At 73.2% G+C, this 15,699-nt stretch carries 16 protein-coding genes; 6 read left to right on the top strand and 10 right to left on the bottom strand.

Going from position 1 to position 15,699, the window contains the following annotated elements; translation table 11 throughout:
- Positions 1 to 79: 79 nt before the first annotated feature.
- On the top strand, positions 80 to 679 hold the full coding sequence (locus D3A60_RS06755; protein WP_119717955.1) for a short chain dehydrogenase: 600 nt from the start codon (positions 80 to 82) through the stop codon (positions 677 to 679).
- A gap of 78 nt (positions 680 to 757) precedes the next feature.
- Here D3A60_RS06755 and D3A60_RS06750 read toward each other — a convergent pair whose 3' ends face one another.
- The 3 genes from D3A60_RS06750 to D3A60_RS06740 all read right to left on the bottom strand — a co-directional run bounded on the left by D3A60_RS06750 (position 758) and on the right by D3A60_RS06740 (position 3,994).
- Complete coding sequence (locus D3A60_RS06750; RefSeq protein WP_119717954.1) at positions 758 to 2,287, bottom strand: hypothetical protein; 1,530 nt, start codon at positions 2,285 to 2,287, stop codon at positions 758 to 760.
- The gene (locus D3A60_RS06745; RefSeq protein WP_196778675.1) at positions 2,284 to 3,168 is read right to left on the bottom strand and encodes an ABC transporter ATP-binding protein; all 885 of its coding nucleotides are present in this window, start codon (positions 3,166 to 3,168) and stop codon (positions 2,284 to 2,286) included. The genes D3A60_RS06750 and D3A60_RS06745 overlap by 4 nt, the downstream gene beginning before the upstream one ends.
- A gap of 307 nt (positions 3,169 to 3,475) precedes the next feature.
- The gene (locus D3A60_RS06740; protein WP_119717953.1) at positions 3,476 to 3,994 is read right to left on the bottom strand and encodes a cytochrome b; all 519 of its coding nucleotides are present in this window, start codon (positions 3,992 to 3,994) and stop codon (positions 3,476 to 3,478) included.
- A gap of 388 nt (positions 3,995 to 4,382) precedes the next feature.
- On the opposite strand from D3A60_RS06740, the gene D3A60_RS06735 reads away from it, so the two are divergent.
- A complete protein-coding gene (locus D3A60_RS06735) occupies positions 4,383 to 5,591 on the top strand; it encodes a PQQ-dependent sugar dehydrogenase (RefSeq protein ID WP_119717952.1) in 1,209 nt (402 codons plus the stop codon).
- A gap of 71 nt (positions 5,592 to 5,662) precedes the next feature.
- On the opposite strand, the gene D3A60_RS06730 is transcribed toward D3A60_RS06735, so the two are convergent.
- On the bottom strand, positions 5,663 to 6,481 hold the full coding sequence (locus D3A60_RS06730; protein WP_157981421.1) for a CPBP family intramembrane glutamic endopeptidase: 819 nt from the start codon (positions 6,479 to 6,481) through the stop codon (positions 5,663 to 5,665).
- Between the two features lie 334 nt (positions 6,482 to 6,815).
- Here D3A60_RS06730 and D3A60_RS06725 point away from each other — a divergent pair, with 334 nt between their 5' ends.
- Together D3A60_RS06725 and D3A60_RS06720 are read left to right on the top strand one after the other, a co-directional pair.
- Positions 6,816 to 7,748, top strand: coding sequence for an ABC transporter ATP-binding protein (locus tag D3A60_RS06725; RefSeq protein ID WP_119717950.1), 933 nt, complete (start codon positions 6,816 to 6,818; stop codon positions 7,746 to 7,748).
- Positions 7,745 to 8,476, top strand: a complete 732-nt coding sequence (locus D3A60_RS06720; protein WP_119717949.1) for an ABC transporter permease — start codon at positions 7,745 to 7,747, stop codon at positions 8,474 to 8,476. Before D3A60_RS06725 ends, D3A60_RS06720 begins: the two co-directional genes overlap by 4 nt.
- A 61-nt stretch (positions 8,477 to 8,537) precedes the next feature.
- Here the strand turns inward: D3A60_RS06720 and D3A60_RS06715 are convergent, their stop codons facing one another.
- The 3 genes from D3A60_RS06715 to D3A60_RS06705 form a co-directional block, all read right to left on the bottom strand.
- Positions 8,538 to 9,023, bottom strand: a complete 486-nt coding sequence (locus tag D3A60_RS06715; protein WP_119717948.1) for a VOC family protein — start codon at positions 9,021 to 9,023, stop codon at positions 8,538 to 8,540.
- Between the two features lie 86 nt (positions 9,024 to 9,109).
- Positions 9,110 to 9,988: an acyltransferase gene (locus D3A60_RS06710; RefSeq protein ID WP_119717947.1), complete on the bottom strand. Its 879-nt coding sequence runs from the start codon at positions 9,986 to 9,988 to the stop codon at positions 9,110 to 9,112.
- A gap of 157 nt (positions 9,989 to 10,145) precedes the next feature.
- On the bottom strand, positions 10,146 to 10,727 hold the full coding sequence (locus tag D3A60_RS06705) for a DUF6151 family protein (RefSeq protein ID WP_119717946.1): 582 nt from the start codon (positions 10,725 to 10,727) through the stop codon (positions 10,146 to 10,148).
- 198 nt (positions 10,728 to 10,925) lie between these two features.
- Here D3A60_RS06705 and D3A60_RS06700 point away from each other — a divergent pair, with 198 nt between their 5' ends.
- On the top strand, positions 10,926 to 12,074 hold the full coding sequence (locus tag D3A60_RS06700; RefSeq protein ID WP_157981420.1) for a serine hydrolase domain-containing protein: 1,149 nt from the start codon (positions 10,926 to 10,928) through the stop codon (positions 12,072 to 12,074).
- Between the two features lie 85 nt (positions 12,075 to 12,159).
- On the opposite strand, the gene D3A60_RS06695 is transcribed toward D3A60_RS06700, so the two are convergent.
- Positions 12,160 to 12,342 (bottom strand): YgaP family membrane protein, encoded by a 183-nt coding sequence (locus tag D3A60_RS06695; protein ID WP_119717944.1) that lies wholly within the window; start codon positions 12,340 to 12,342, stop codon positions 12,160 to 12,162.
- Between the two features lie 470 nt (positions 12,343 to 12,812).
- Positions 12,813 to 13,499: a DUF5666 domain-containing protein gene (locus D3A60_RS06690; protein ID WP_157981419.1), complete on the bottom strand. Its 687-nt coding sequence runs from the start codon at positions 13,497 to 13,499 to the stop codon at positions 12,813 to 12,815.
- Between the two features lie 187 nt (positions 13,500 to 13,686).
- On the opposite strand from D3A60_RS06690, the gene D3A60_RS06685 reads away from it, so the two are divergent.
- Entirely contained in the window at positions 13,687 to 14,379 is a 693-nt protein-coding gene (locus D3A60_RS06685; protein ID WP_119717942.1) for a hypothetical protein, read from the top strand.
- A gap of 165 nt (positions 14,380 to 14,544) precedes the next feature.
- Here D3A60_RS06685 and D3A60_RS06680 read toward each other — a convergent pair whose 3' ends face one another.
- A complete protein-coding gene (locus D3A60_RS06680) occupies positions 14,545 to 15,393 on the bottom strand; it encodes an amidohydrolase family protein (RefSeq protein WP_119717941.1) in 849 nt (282 codons plus the stop codon).
- Positions 15,394 to 15,699: the final 306 nt, after the last annotated feature.

Genomic DNA, 15,699 nt, shown 5'->3' with positions numbered 1-15,699 from the left:
TCCGAGGCCGATGATTCCGACGAATCGGCCGGACTAGAGTCTCCGTCACGACCAATCCGGGCAAAACGGAGCTCCAACGATGAAGATCCTGCTGATCGGTGCGCGCGGCACCGTCGGACGCGGCGTGGCCGCCGAACTGGGCACGCGGCACGAGGTCATCGCCGCCGGCCGCACCGGCGGGGAGGTGACCCTGGACCTCGCCGACCCCGCGGGCCTGCGCCGTGCACTGGCCGCGCTCGGGCCGCTGGACGCGATCGTCAGCGCGGCCGGCCAGGTCGGCTGGGCGCCGCTGCTGGCACTCACGCCGGACCAGTGGGCGTTCAGCGTCGCCAACAAGCTGATGGGCCAGGTCAACCTGGCGCTGGTCGGCCAGGAGTTCCTCGTTGACGGCGGCTCGATCACGCTGACCTCGGGGGTGCTTCGCGACCAGCCCGTGCCCTATGGCGCCGCGGCGAGCCTCGCCAACGGCGGCATCGAGGCCTTCGTGCGCGCTGCCGCGATCGAACTGCCCCGCGGCATCCGGATCAACGCGGTCAGCCCCGGCGTGCTGCTCGAATCGATGGACGCGCTGGGTCCGTTCTTCCGGGGTTTCGAACCGGTGCCGTCGGCGCGGGTGGCGCTGGGCTACAGCCGCTCGGTCGAAGGTGCCGACACCGGACAGGTCTACGCGGTGCACTGATGGCGCGGCGCTCCGGGGCGCGCGCCAGGCCCGCGCGCGGCCCGTCGTCGATGCGGCCCGCCGGGGTGCCGCCGGCGCTCAGCGCGCCCGCTGCGTCAGCGGCCGCCACGCCGCGCCGAGCACCAGCAGCGCCAGCGGCATCGCGAGCAGATGCCCGGTTAGGGTCTGCGCCGGCGCGACCAGCGTGTTGAGCACCAGTGCGCCCTGCACGCTGATGTACGCCGCGCCGACCAGCGCCAGTTCGAACGGCCGCGCGTTGCGGAACAGCGCGCCGAGCGCCATGCCCCACAGCGCGACCGACACGCCGGCCACCGCCAGCGCCAGCGCCGCCGCGGGCTGCTGAACCGCCAGCCGCAGCAGCGCCGGCAGCACGACGAGCCACGCGAAGCCGACGCCGACCAGCACGCGCGCGGCCAGCAGCCGGTGGCGCATGCCCGACGCGGTGAACACCAGCCCGCCGGTGCGGGTGTCGTGCTCGCGCAGCACGGCGCGTGCGAACACGTCCATCGACAGCAGCCAGCCGGCGAGGATCGCCGCGACCAGGCCCTTGTCCGGCGCGACCGCCTGCGCCACCAACACCGCGGCCATCGCGACGAACCAGCGCCGCCGCCGCGGGCGCAGCGCCAGCCGCACCTCGGCGCTGGCCAGCGCGCCGAACGCCGTGCGCCGCAGCGGCGCCAGCAGCCCGTCGAGCCAGCGCAGGTCGCGGCCCTCGGTCGACGCCGCGCGCGCGCCGCCGCGGTGCGCGGCGAAGCGGTCCAGCAGCGGCGCGGCGGCCAGCAGCGCGACCAGCGCCAGCGCGAACCAGAAGCCGCGCGCGGCCAGCACGTCGATGGCCACGTTCCACTGCGTCCAATCGAACAGCACCGGTGCCGCGCCCTCCAGCGCCTGCGAGCCGACGCTCAGCCCGCCCTTGCCGAACTGCCTCGGCACGCCCGCGCCGTCGGCCAGCGCGCGCTCGACCGCGAGCATGCCCTGCGGGTCGCCCGGCCAGCCTTCGCCGCGGCCGATGCCGCCGGCCATCAGGAACACCCACGCGAAGAAGTACGCGACGTTGCCGACGCTGCGGCGCAGCCACGGCACCAGGTCGAACCACACCGCGAACGTCGCGCTCAGCGCCAGCGCCGGCATCGCCACCACCGCGATCGGCTTCAGCAGCTCGACCGGGTCGAACGCCTGCACCTCGCCGCGCACGAACTGCGCGACGACGCCGACGCCGACGCCCGCGGCCAGCACCAGCGCAAACACCGCCATGTGGCTGGCCCACTTCGCCAGCAGGTAGCCGGCCCGGTGCATCGGCGTGGCGACCAGCAGCTGCCACACGCCGGTCTCGAGGTCGCGCACCACCGTGCCGCGCACCACGTAGAAGCCGGCCAGCGACAGCAGCGCGCCGTAGATCGACGCGATCACCAGCCCGATCCACGCGCTCGAGTAGCGCGCCCGCGCGCCGTCGCCGAACGACACCGTCAGGTAGTCGGCGTCGACCGGCGGAAAGCTCCACCACGACGCGGCGGCGAGCACCGCCAGCAGCACCCACGTGCGCGGCGCGCGCAGGCGCTGGCGCAGGTCGGCCAGGCCGATCGCGGCGACGATGCGCAGCGCGCTCATGCGGCCAGCTCGGCGCGGTGCAGGCGCCACAGGTACGCGTCCTCGAGGTCGGGCGCGACCGCGCGCGCGTCGGCGGACGGGACGCACTCGCCGACCACGCGCACCTCGACGCCGTCCGCGCGGCGCTGCGCGCGGCTGATCCGGTGCGCCGCGCGCACCTCGGCGAGGCGCTCCGACGGCACCGTCCACGACCACACGTGGCCGTCGGCCTGGGCCATCAGCGCCTCCGGCGTGCCGTGGAAGCGCAGCCGGCCGCCGGCCAGCACCGCGAGCTCGCCGGCGCTGGCCTCGATGTCCGAGACGATGTGCGTCGACAGCATCACCAGCCGGTCGGCCGCCAGCTCGGCCAGCAGGTGGCGGAAGCGCACGCGCTCCTCGGGGTCGAGGCCGACCGTCGGCTCGTCGACGATCAGCAGCCGCGGGTCGTTGAGCAGCGCCTGGGCGATGCCGACGCGCTGGCGCATGCCGCCGGAGAAGCCGCCGAGGCGACGGTCGGCGACCTCGGCCAGCCCGACCTGCGCCAGGCACTCGGCCACGCGCTCGCCGACCCGGCGCGACGGCACGCCCTTGACCGCGGCCAGGAACGCCAGGAACTCGCGCGCCGACAGCGCGTCGTACACGCCGAAGTCCTGCGGCAGGTAGCCCAGCTCGGCGCGCAGTGCGTCCGGCCGGCGCGCGATGTCCTCGCCGCGCCACAAGACCTTGCCGCTGCTGGCGCGGGCCAGCGTCGCCAGCACCCGCATCAGGCTCGACTTGCCGGCGCCATTCGGGCCGAGCAGGCCGACCACGCCCGCCCCCAGCCGCATGCCGACGCCGTCCACCGCGCGGTGCCCGCCCGGGTAGGCGAATCCGACCGACTCCATCACCAGCTCGACGCTCATCCCGCACGCTCCGTCCGAATCGTGCTGGTAGTGTAGTGATGTAGCACACCTAAGGTCTCTAGGCCGGTCGTCAGGGGTAGGCCCCGGATCGCGGGCGCCCGGAGGTTCGCTTGTCCCGCAGTGGATCCCCTCAGAGGCGTGTCACGCGTCCGGGCGCAGCCTCTGTCCGCTCTGATCCGGGGCCGCGGGCCTCCGGCGACCGCCGCCCGACCCCATCGCGGTGCTGACACAAGGTGCGCGGCGCGGTGCGCCTCCCCGGCCGCGGTCGGCGCTGTGCGACCAAGGCGCGACGTGGCCCCGTCGCGTGTCAGCCCATGCGCCTCAGCAGCCCGTCGCGACGCACGAACTGGTGCCACAGCGCCGCCAGCGCGTGCAGCGCGATCACCGCGTAGAAGGCGTTGCCGACGGACTCGTGGATCTCCTCGAGCGACTCGCCCCACGCCTCGCCGAGCACCACCAGCGGCGGCAGCTGCCAGGCCGTGAACGGAATCGGCAGCGCGTCGCCCTCCGCCCATACCATCAGCACGCCGAGCAGGGGCTGCACGACGACGAACAGCAGCAGCGCGACGTGGACGAGGCGCCCCGACCACACCTCGAACACCGACGCGGGCGCCGGCGGGTGCGCGGAACCGAGCCGCACGATCAATCGCGGCACGAACACCAGCAGCAGCACCAGCCCGGCGAACACGTGCCACTGCCCTCCACCGCCGTCGCCTAGCTCCTCGGCGGACTCAGACGTCAGGTAGGCGACGGCGACGAGCAGCACGGTGAGCCAGTGGATCCAGCGCACCGGCGCGGAGTAGCGGAAGGGACTCGGCGTGGCCACGGTGCGTCTCCTTCAGGTGACGGTGCCAGTCTGGGCTGCGCTCGCCCCCACGCCTTGATCGCGGTCAAGCACGGCGTGATGCGACGGCCGCCGGTCGGCACGACGTGGGGCCCGCGGCGGTAACGCGGTCTGCGCGAACACCACCGTCGACGCCCGGACGCTTCCCGCGCGTGTGGCCGGTCACTCGCCTGCATCGCGCGCGTGATCCCTGGCCTCGGCGCCGTGTGTTTTCGCGGCTCGATCGGCGCGCGCGCCCGGCGCAATTCGCGTCCGGCCGCATCCCGACGGCCCGCGGCTGCGAACCTGACGGACCGTGCAAACCCCGCTAACAACCGCCGCGCTAACGTCGGCGGGTTCGCCTTCTGTCCCGACCGCCCAAGGAGTCGCCATGGTCCGCTTCACGCGTCTGTTCGTCACCGGCACCGCCGCCGGCCTGCTGTCCGCCTGCGCCGGCGCCGCCGCCGTGGGCGCGGCCGATGCCCCGCCGGCGAGCGCGCCGGCCGCCACGGCATCGGCAGGCACGTCCGGCAGCCCGTCGCTGGCGCCGGCCGGCGCGCCGTTCGACGCGACCGAGTTCGCGAAGTTCGACCTGCCATGGGCGATGACCTTCCTGCCCGACGGCCGCCTGCTCGTGACCGAAATGGCCGGCGCGCTGAAGGTGTTCGATCCGGCGAGCAAACGCACCGGCACCGTGACCGGCACGCCGGCCACGCAGAAGGTCTCGCAGGGCGGTCTCGGCGACGTGGTGCTGCACCCGCAGTTCACGCGCAACGGTCTGGTGTACCTGAGCTACGTCGAGCCCGGCGATGGCGAGCTGTTCGGCGGCGCGGTCGCGCGGGCGAAGCTGGTGCTCGACGGCGACGGCGGCCGGCTGGAGAACCTGCAGACGATCTGGCGCCAGGTGCCGAAGCAGACCGGCGGCGGGCACTTCGGCTACCGCATCGCGTTCGACCGCGACGGCAAGCTGTGGATCAGCTCGAGCGAGCGGCAGAAGTTCGACCCCGCGCAGGACATGGCGTCGAACCTCGGCAAGATGATCCGGCTCAACGACGACGGCAGCCTGCCGGCCGACAACCCGTTCGCCAGCCGCGGCGGCGTGGCCGCGCAGGTGTGGTCGCTCGGCCACCGCAACATCCTCGGCGTCGCATTCGATGCGCAGGGCCGGCTGTGGGCGCACGAGATGGGTCCGAAGGGCGGCGACGAGCTGAACCTTGTCACCAAGGGCGCCAACTACGGCTACCCGATCGTCTCCAACGGCGACCACTACGACGGGCGCGTGATCCCCGACCACCCGACCCGCCCGGAATTCCCGGCGCCGGTGATCACCTGGAACCCGGTGATCTCGCCGGCCGGCTTCGTGATCTACAGCGGCAGCCAGTTCCCGGCGTGGAACGGCAGCGGCTTCATCGGCGGCCTGTCGTCGAAGGCGCTGGTGCGCGTCGAGTTCAACGGCACCAGCGCGCGCGAGGCCGAGCGCTTCGACATGGGCACGCGCATCCGCGAGGTCGAACAGGGCCCCGACGGCGCGCTGTGGCTGCTCGAGGACGGCAACCGCGGCAGCAACGGCCGGCTGATGAAGCTGACGCCGAAGGCCTGACCGCGATCCCGGCGCGACGCTCGGGCCTCACCGGCGCAGCCTGGGGCGGCACTGGCGCGGGCCCGGCACGGTCACGGCATCGCTTCCATGCCGCGCATCGCGGCCTGGCCTTGGCGTCGAAACAGCCATCCCGTCGTCACGACGGTGAGGAGCGCCGCCAGCATGACCAGCGTCGGCGCCGGGCCCTGCGGCTGGTAAAGCAGCGTGGTGGCGTTGCCCAGCGCGTGCGCGCCGACGGCGACGAACAGGTTGCCGGTGGCCGCGTACACCAGCGCGAACACGATCCCGACGACGAACAGCATCGCCAGCGGTCCGCCGAGCGCGGCCGCGTCGGTGCCGGCGTACAGCAGCACCGGCACGTGGACCAGCGCGAACAAGGCCTGCGACAGCAGCAGCGCGACGACCGCCGCCGGCGTCGACGACAGCCGCGTCCGCAGCCATAGCGCCAACTGCGGCCACAGGTAGCCGCGGAACACGGTCTCCTCCATCAGCGCCGTGCCGAGCAGCTGGGCGAGCAGCGGCCCGAGCGCGATCCCCAGCCCGCGCGCCCACGCGGGCGCCGCGACGAGGGGCGTGCCCGACGCCGCGGCGGACAGTACCGTCGCGCCCTGCATCAGCGCCCACAGCAGCGCCGTCGCCAGCAGCGCGGGCAGCAAGGCGCGGGCGCGCCAGCCGACGTCGGAGAACGACTGCCGGCCCGGCCCGAACACGATCGCCAGCTGGACCAGCCCGATGCCGACCGACGCGACCAGCGTCACCGGCACCCAGCCGCCGCTGGCCTGCTGCCACTGCCGCAGCGTCTCCATCGGAAACATCGGCGAGACGAACCACGGGCCGGCGACGCCGATCCACGCGGCCAGCAGCAGCAGCGCCGGCCACGGGGAGCGCACCGATGGATGCGGGACGAACGACGCCGTCACGACGGCTCCCCTTCGAAGAACGTGGGTGCATTGTCGGGTCGAGCGCGCACGCGCGGAGCGCCCGGAAGTCAGCCAACGATCGGCAGGGTCGACGCGGCAGGCACATGCAGGGCGCGAGGCGTGCGCCTGTGCATTCCGCGGCGACTCCACCGCGATTCCCGCCCCGGCGCATGGCCGTCGACACACCGTGCGGCGCGCTCCTCCCCCGCTCGCCACGCGCGCAGGCGCGCCGGCACACTGACTTCCGGCGCATCCGGGCGGGCGCGCCGCGGGCTACAAGGGACCGTCCGCTGCCGAGGCCGCCATGCCGTCACCGTCCCCGACCCACGCCGTGCGCACGCACGCGCTCGCGAAATCGTTCGGCGCGGTCGCCGCCGTCGACGGGCTCCACCTCGCCGTGCCGGCCGGCTCGGTGTTCGGCTTCCTCGGCCCGAACGGCGCCGGCAAGACCACCACGATCCGCCTGCTGCTCGGGCTGGTGCGGCCCGACGACGGGCGCATCGAGCTGGCCGGGCACGACCTGCACCGCGAGCGCGCCCAGGCGCTGTCGGGCGTCGGCGCCATCGTCGAGGCGCCCGCGCTGTACCCCAACCTCACCGGCCGCGAGAACCTGCGGGTCGGCACGCACCTCCTGCAGCGTCCGGCGGCCGTCGTCGACGAGCTGCTCGCGCTGGTGGCGCTGCGCGATGCCGCCGACCGGCCGGTGCGCGGCTACTCGCTCGGCATGCGCCAGCGGCTCGCGCTGGCGCGCGCGCTGGTCGGGCAGCCGCGACTGCTGATCCTCGACGAGCCCACCAACGGTCTGGACCCGGCCGGCATCACCCAGATGCGCGCGCTGATCCGCGAGCTGCCGGCGCGCTTCGGCACCACGGTGCTGCTGTCGAGCCACCTGCTGTCGGAGATCGAACAGACTGCCGACCACTGCGCGCTGGTCGACGCCGGCCGGCTGGTCTACCAGGGCCCGCTCGACCGCCTGCTGCAGCGCGCGACGCCGCGGATCCGGGTCGAAACCGACGACCCCGGCACGACGCTCGCGTGGTTCCGCGAGCGCGGATTCGAAGCGGTGGCCGACGGCGACAGCGTGCACGCGCTGGCCGACCTCGACGCCGGCGAGCGCGCCGCGCTCACGGCCGCACTGGTGCACGCGCGCGTCGGCGTCAGCGGGCTCAGCGTCGACCGGCCCGGGCTCGAGGCGCTGTTCCTGCAGATGACCCGCGCATCGGAGGTCCCGGCATGAGCCTGTGGCGACTGGTGCAGGCCGACCTGATGAAGCTGCGCCGCTCGCTCAGCCTGGTGATCGTGCTCGCGATCCCGGCGATGGTGCTGGTGATGCAGTGCTTCATGCGGCTGTCGGGCCACGCCGCGCCCGACTGGGAGCGGCACGCGCTGAGCGGCGCGGCGATCTGGGCGTTCCTGTTGCTGCCGTTGACCGCGACCGCGCTCACCGCCCTGCTCGCGCAGATCGAGCATGGGCCGCGCGCGTGGTCGTCGCTGCTGTCGATGCCGATTCCGAAAGACCGCGTGTTCGCCGCCAAGGCGCTGCTCGCCGTCGCGCTGATGGCGGTGATCTCGGTGCTGCTGGGCGCCGCGATCCTCGCCAGCGGGCTGTTGTCCGGCGCGCTCGACGCCGACGCCGCGCCCACCGGCCCGATCCCGGCCGCGCTGCTCGCCAGCGTGCTCGGGCGCATGTGGCTGGCCGGCCTGCTGGTCGTGGCGATCCAGTTCGTCGTGGCGATGGCCACGCCCAACTTCGCCGCACCGGTGATCGTCGGCATCACCGGCACCTTCTTCGCGGTGGCCGCGACGTCGGCCAAGGCGGGGATCTACTTCCCGTGGCTGCTGCCGGTCAACATCCTCGCCGCGGAGGGCGACCGCGCGCTGCAGGCCACGCTGTCCGGCGCGGTCGGCGGTGTCGCGGTGCTCATCGCCGGCTGCTGGTGGCTGGCGCGGCGGGATTGGCACTAGCAGACGATGGTCCGCGGTCCCATTCGCGCCGCCGATCCTGCGCGCTAGCCGCGCTTGGGAGTTACGCGCCGGTGCCGGCCACCGCCCGCTCGAGCGCGGCGATGTCGATCTTCGTCATCTCCATCATCGCCTTGAACGCGCGCGCGGCGGTGTCGCCGCCGGCGGCCATCAACTCGGTCAGGCGGCGCGGGGTGATCTGCCACGACAGCCCAAAGCGGTCCTTGCACCAGCCGCACACGCTTGCCTGCCCGCCGTTGCCGACGATCGCGTCCCAGTAGCGGTCGGTCTCGGCCTGGTCGTCGGTCGCCACCTGGAAGCTGACCGCTTCGTTGAACGTGAACTCTGGCCCGCCGTTCAACAGCAGGAACGGCATGCCGAGCAGCGTCATCTCCACCGTCAGCACGTCGCCCTGCTGGCCGGCCGGGTAGTCGCCCGGCGCGCGCATGACCGCGCCGATGCGCGTGTCAGGAAAGGTGTCGGCGTAAAAGCGCGCGGCGTCTTCCGCGTTGCCGTCGAACCACAGGCACGGCTGGATCTTCGCGATCATCGGTCGTCCTCCCTCGGGGGTCGGGTGACCCTATGCCCGAGCGCGGAAGCAGCCGGTGAACACCGGCGGGCGGATCGTCCGGCGCCCTACTCCCCCAACAGCCGCGCCAGGTCCTCGTCCTTCTGCTGCCACAGCGCGTTCATCCACTGCTGGAAGCGCACGCGGAACGCGCGGTCGTTCTGGTAGTCGCCGCCAAGCAGTTCGACGGGGATCGGCCGCTCGCGCACCTGCACGCGGATCTGCGGCACGCGATTGGCAACCAGGTCGACCAGCGACGGCCGTCCGCCCGGGTACGCGATGGTCACGTCGACGATCGCGTGCAGGCCGTCGCCCATCGCGTCGAGCACGAACGCGACGCCACCGGACTTGGGCTTCAGCAGGTGGCGGTACGGCGCGCCCTGCTTGGCGTGCTTGGCCGGCGTGAAACGCGTGCCCTCGACGAAGTTCATGATCGACACCGGGATCGAACGGAACTTCTCGCATGCGCGCCGGGTGGCGACGATGTCGCGGCCGGCCAGCTCCGGTCGCCGCGCGATCTGCTTCTTCGTGTAGCGGCCCATGAACGGGAAATCCAGCGCCCACCACGCTAGCCCGAGCAGCGGCACCCAGATCAGCTGGCGCTTGAGGAAGAAGCGCATGAACGGGATGCGCCGGTTGAACACCTTCTGCAGCACGACGATGTCGACCCAGCTCTGGTGGTTGGCCAGCACCAGGTAGTGGCCGTCGCGGCGCAGCGACGCATCCATCTGCACGTGCACGCAGGTGCCGGTCAAGCGGTCCAGCATCGCGCTGTTGATGCCGATCCACCTCTCGGCGATCCCGGTCAGCAGCGGGTCGGCGGCGCGGCGCAGGCGATCGGACGGCAGCAGCGCCTTGACCAGTGCGACCAGCAGCAGCGGCACGACGTGCAGCACGGTATTGGCCGCGAGCAGCAGGAACATCAGGATCGCGCGCAGTGGGGGCATGGCGTGGCCGGCTCGAAGTGGAGGCCCATTGTCGCGGATTGGCGCCGGGCGCAGGACGCAGCGAGGCGTGCCCGCGCGACGGACGTCCCTGCGCCAACCCCGCTTCCGAGCCGCGGCCCCGGCAGACGGCGCCCCCGTGGCGGGACGCGCCGGGCCTTTACTGCAGAGCCGCGCGCTCCTCGCGGGTGATCACGTGCGGCGCGCGGAGCGGCCGGCCACTGGCATCGAAAAACGGCGACACCCGGTCGCGGCGCAGCCGCGCGCCCGCCACGCCGGCCACGATGCGCGCGACGGCGAGCGCGTACGCCAGCGGCGTCGGCTTGACCGGCGCGGTTGCCGACGGCGCCGCGATCGCCACGCGGCCGCGCGGCCCCAGCGCCGCGTCGAAGGCCGGCGCGGTGGCATCGAGGCACGCCGCCACCACGCCGACGTACGGCAGCTTCGATTCGCGCGGCGTATTGGCCAGCGGCGTCCGGCAGCACGACGCGTACCAGCGCAGCAGGCCCTTCGGGCTCAACGACATGCAGGCCACGTGCTCGACCCCGTCGGTGATGCGCACCGCGGACGGCGCCACCGGCACGATGTCGGTGCCGCCGGCGGCGTCGAGCACCTCGGCCGCGCCGAGGTACCGCGCGAACGCACGGCAGTCCTTGCAGTAGCACGTCGCCCGCGCGTACGCGCGGTCGAGGTCCAGCGTGCCTTGCACCGCGCCGCAGCGGCATTGCAGCGGGATCGTCATCGGTGCGACTCCTCATGATCGGCCAGCATCGGCTGGAGTTGCCGATGATAGGTCGGGCCGCGACCTATGCCGTCGCACGCAGTCACCGGTGCGCCTGCACGCCGAGGCTGCCCTCCCACCCCCGTCACGGCGCAACGTCGCCGACGGCGCCCGCCGCCCGCGTGCGACACTCGTCGCCGATCCACCGGGGAGTCGCCCATGCGCCGTCTTGCGCTGTGCCTGTCACTGCTGGTGCTCGTCACGGTTCCGCCCGTTCTGCGCGCCCAAGCGCCCGGGGCGAAGGCGGCCGGCGACGCCGTCGCCGCGCCGCGACGCGATGGAACCGTCGGGCTCGACGCCTACCTTGCCTCGCAGCTGCAGGCGCGTCGCCTGCCGGGGCTCGCCGTCGCGGTGCTGGTCGATGGCGAGGTCGTCCATGCGCGTGGATACGGCGTGGGCAATCTCGAACTGGGCACGCCGGTCACCACGCGCTCGAACTTCAACATCGCCTCGATCAGCAAGACGTTCACCGCGCTGCTGGTGATGCGGCTGGTGCAGGACGGCAAGCTGGCGCTGGACAATCCGATCGAGCGCCACCTCGCCTCGCTCCCGGCGGCGTGGCGCGGCATCACCGTCGCGCAGTTGCTGTCGCACACCAGCGGCATCCCCAGCTTCAGCGCGCACGCCGGGCGCCGCTGCAACCCGAACGAGGCCGTCGCCGACTACCGCCGCGGCGACGTGCTGCGCGAGGTGGCCTGCCACCCGCTCGAATTCGCGCCCGGCAGCGACTGGGCCTACGGCGACACCGGCTACTACCTGCTCGGGCTGCTAGTCGAACGCGCGTCGAACGGCCGCTACGAGGACGCGCTCGCGCGCTGGATCACCGGCCCGCTCGGCATGACCGCCACCGGCGTGCTCGACTACCGCGCCGTGCTGCCGCAGCGTGTCGACGGCTACGCACCGGTCGCGGACGGCTTCGCCAACGCGCCGCGCTTCGAGCTCGACGAATTCGCAAACGGCGGCCTCGTCTCGACGCTCGACGACATGACGCGGCTGCTGCGGGCGTTCACCACCGACGCGGTGCTGGACCGCGGCCACCGCGAGCGCATGTGGCAGCCGGCCGTGCTCACCGACGGCACGGCCACCACATACGGCTTCGGCCTCGGCGTGACTCCTTACGAGGGCCACGCGCGCTACGGACACATGGGCGGCGGCGGGCTCGGCTTCTCGACGGCGTTCACCCACTTCCCCGACCACGGGGTGACCGTGGTCGTGCTGGCCAACGCCGACCAGCCACCGGGCGCGATCGGCCGCTTCGCCAACGAGCTGGCCGCGCGCTTCTTCCGGGCGGGCGCCAGCGCGCGCTAGCGGCTGCACGGTTGCAAGCGACCCGCGCGTCCGGCAGCTGCACCGGTGGCCGGGGCCATGCGCAGCCGCCGCGCACGGCGACGGGCTAGCGCCCGCAGGTATTGATGCCGAGCAGCCGGTACAGCGGGCAGAAGTTGAACAGGCCCGTGGCCAGCGGCACGACGCCGATCCACGCCCACGCCGGCCCGCCGCTGACGGCCCAGGCGATCAGGCCCAGCCCGAGTGCAATGCGGAACCATTTGTCGATGCGACCTACGTTGGCGTTCATGGCGCTGCCTCCGGCGATGGGAGTCCAGCGTCGCGCGTTGGTGGCGCGCGAGCTTGATCGGGGTCAAACGGCCGGCGGTATCCGCACGGCGACCCGGCGCGCGTGGACGTGGCGGGGTGCACGGGTCGGGCAAGCCGCTCGGTGGTTAGAGCGGTGGGGGTGCGGACGTCACCCCGCCGGGGGCCGCGCGTCGACCGTCCACGGTCGAGGCGCCGAGCTCCCGAGTCGGCGCTCGAATCCCCGAGGCCCGGCGCCCCGAGCGTTGGGCCCCGCCTCCCGCGCCCCAAGGTCGGCGCGTCGACCCCCAAGGGTCGCGACTGGACCCGGGAGGGTCGAACCCTGGACCGTGAGGGCTCCGCGCCTCTGCCTCGAAGCGCGATTGGGCGAGCCGCCGCGCTCTACGTTCGAGCGCTGGCAGGTCGGTGCGCCGAAGCGCGACGTCCCGCAATCGCCCCGCTTCCACGTACCGGTCAATACCGGACGGAGCGCTCCACGATGATCCGTTCGGCCAGCCACTGGTTGCTGCCGATCTGGCGCGCCTGGATGCGCACGAGGTCGCCGCGTTCGAGGTCTTCCGGGCGGTAGCTGCGGCCCTGGTACTCGACCATGGTGCGCGCGTCATAGATCACCTGCGTGTTGCTGCCGTAGACGGCGCCGTCGAGGCGGATCGTGCGGTTGCGCGTGTCAACGTAGGCGACCGAGCCACGCAGGTCGTTGCCGTAGGCACCGCCGTAGCCCGACCCGCCCTGGCGCACGTCGCGCACGACTTCGATCTGGCGCACCCACCATTCGCGGCCCGACTGCACGGCGTCGAAGCGGATCACGTCGCCGCGCTCCAGGCCTTCGACTGCCAGCTCGCGGCCCTGGTAGAACAGCCGCGTGCGCTGGTCGTAGCGCACTTCCATCTGCTGCATGCGGCCGCTTCGCGGGTCGTACACGTCGACGAGGATGCGGCCGTAGCCGGGATCGACGCCGGCGACCGTGCCTTCCATCTGGCTGCCATAGGCCGGCGGGTAGCCGCCGGACGGGTAGCCGGGGGCCGGCTGCCCGACGCCACCGGGATAGCCGCCGTAGCCGCCGGGCGTGACGCAGCCGGCGAGCAGCAGGGCGGCACTGGTGGCGACCATCAGTGCGAATACGCGAGTAAACGGGTTCACGGCAGGCTCCCGGAGCTTGGGCTTCCCGTATGCGCCTCGGGGCGTGAGCGCACAGTGGCGGAGGGGAATCCAGCGCCGTGGCGGCGCAGGGCCGTGGGGCCCGCCCGCGGTGGTCCGCCGCCGCGACCGCGCGCTACAGTCCGCCGCAGCCGCCCTCGCCTACCCACGATCCGGGAGTCGCCGAACCATGCGCGCCATTGCCCACACCGCCGTGCTGTCGATCGCCGTCGCCGCGTCGCTTGCCGCGTGCCAGAAGCCAGCGGATCCCGCGCCGGCAACGGCCGCCCCAGCCGCAAGCGCCGCCGCCGCGGCATCGGCATGGCCGGCCAGCCTGGTCGTCGTCGGCGACGGCTTCCCGAACCCGGGCGATCCCTGCCGCCGCATCGGCGAAAGCGCGGCGACGGCGACCTTCCTCGACGACAGCGCCGCGCTCGCCGGCTGCCTGTCCGCCGACGACGCGGCCGCGCTCGGCGGCACCGTCGTCGCCACGGTCGATGGCGTGACCCTGGTATCCGTCCCGGGCCGCGCGGCCGTGCCGGGCGACGGAGACGGCCAGGGCGACGCCAAGGTCGCCGGCACCCCGTACCACGCGACCGCGCAGGTGCGCTGCTCCGGCTACCGCGGCGCGGCGGCGGGGATGTGCGAGGCCGGCGTCGTGCGCGGCACCGAGACCGGAACCTACGTCGAGGTCGCACTGCCCGACGGCCGCACCCGCACGATCTTCTTCAACGCCGACGGCAGCTTCCTGTCGTTCTCGACCGCCGAGGCCGACGGCACGGCCGCAATGCCGATCGCGTCCAGCCGCGAGGGCGACACCACCGTCGCCACGATCGGCAGCGAACGCTACGAGATTCCCGACGCCTTCGTGCGCGGCGACTGATCCGGCTCGAGCGCACCCCGGCGGCTTGGGGGGCGCGGGTGATGGGGGCCTGGGCTGCTGCGGCCTCGGACCCGTCGAGTCGTTCGCGCCGCTGCGCGCCGCCGGCGCGCGCCGGGCGTCGCAAACTCACGGCCGCGGCGGCACCCGGCCGACGGGCGACACGCCCTACCGGCCGAACAGCTTGCGCGCGTTGCCCGAGCGGATCTTCGCCTTCTCGTCGTCCGTGAGGTCCAGCCGCTCGAGCGCATCGGCGGCCTGGCCCAGGCCCATCTGCGGGTAGTCGGACCCGAGCATCACCTGGTCGATGCCGACGTTGCGCAGCGTCCAGACGAACTCGTCCTCGATCGGCGAGTCCGCCGCCAGCACCACGGCGCCCGACACCTCGAAGTGGATGTTGTTGGCGAACAGGCCGTCGGCGGTGCGCGCCAGCGCGAGGATGTTCCAGAAGCGGAAGTTCATGCCGCCGATGTGGGCGAAGATGAACTTCGTCTTCGGCGCCTGCAGCGCCAGGTTGAACAGTCGCTCGCTGTCGCCCGGCAGGATGTTGGCGTTGTCCATCAGCACGGCCATGCCGCTGGCCCCGGCGTGGCGCACCAGCGCGAGCACGCGTGGGTCGGCGGCGTCGAAGCGCTGCGTATGCGGGTGGATCTTCAGCACCCGGACGCCGCGCGCGGCGACGCGCGTGACCTCGTCCAGCGCGGCCTGCCCGTCATACGGATGCACCGTCGCCACCGGCACCACGTCGGCGTGCTTCGCGGCCAGCGCGATGATCGAATCGTTGCCGGCGCGCACCTTGTCGAGCTGCCCCTGCAACGCCTGGTGCGGGCCGCCGAACCACATCGCCGCGAGCCCCGACAGCGCGGCGCCCGACTTGGCGACGTCGGCACGGTACTCGCGCAACGACGCCTCGCCGTCGCGCAGGTGGACGTGGGTGTCGAAGACCGGCTGCTGCGCCGACGCGGCGGGCGCGGCGAAAGCCAGCAGGCTGCACATGATGAAAAGAATGCGCTGCATCGGTCGCGGCTCCGTGGCGGCAAACCCGAAGTCTACCGAGCCGGATGCGCAGTACGGTGTCCGGGAACCGGCAAACGCGCGGCCTTCGATTTGGTCGCGCCCAGGCGTGTGGTGCTCAGCACCGGCGTGTCGGCTCTCGCTGATTTTGCCGACCGAACCCATTGCATTGACCGCGCAGTGCGCGCCAGGAGCTTGCGACGCTCACCTGCATCGCCTGGAAGCGGCATCCTCTGCGCCCGTGCTCCGCCGCCCGCCATTGACGCGATCAATCGTCGCGTCGAAGTGCACGCGAATCCCGACCGCTGC

Source organism: Cognatilysobacter tabacisoli, assembly GCF_003586305.1.
In the GTDB taxonomy this organism is placed as follows: domain Bacteria; phylum Pseudomonadota; class Gammaproteobacteria; order Xanthomonadales; family Xanthomonadaceae; genus Cognatilysobacter_A; species Cognatilysobacter_A tabacisoli.
Note: the sequence above shows the minus strand (reverse complement) of the source record. Positions and strands in the feature narration are given on the sequence as shown.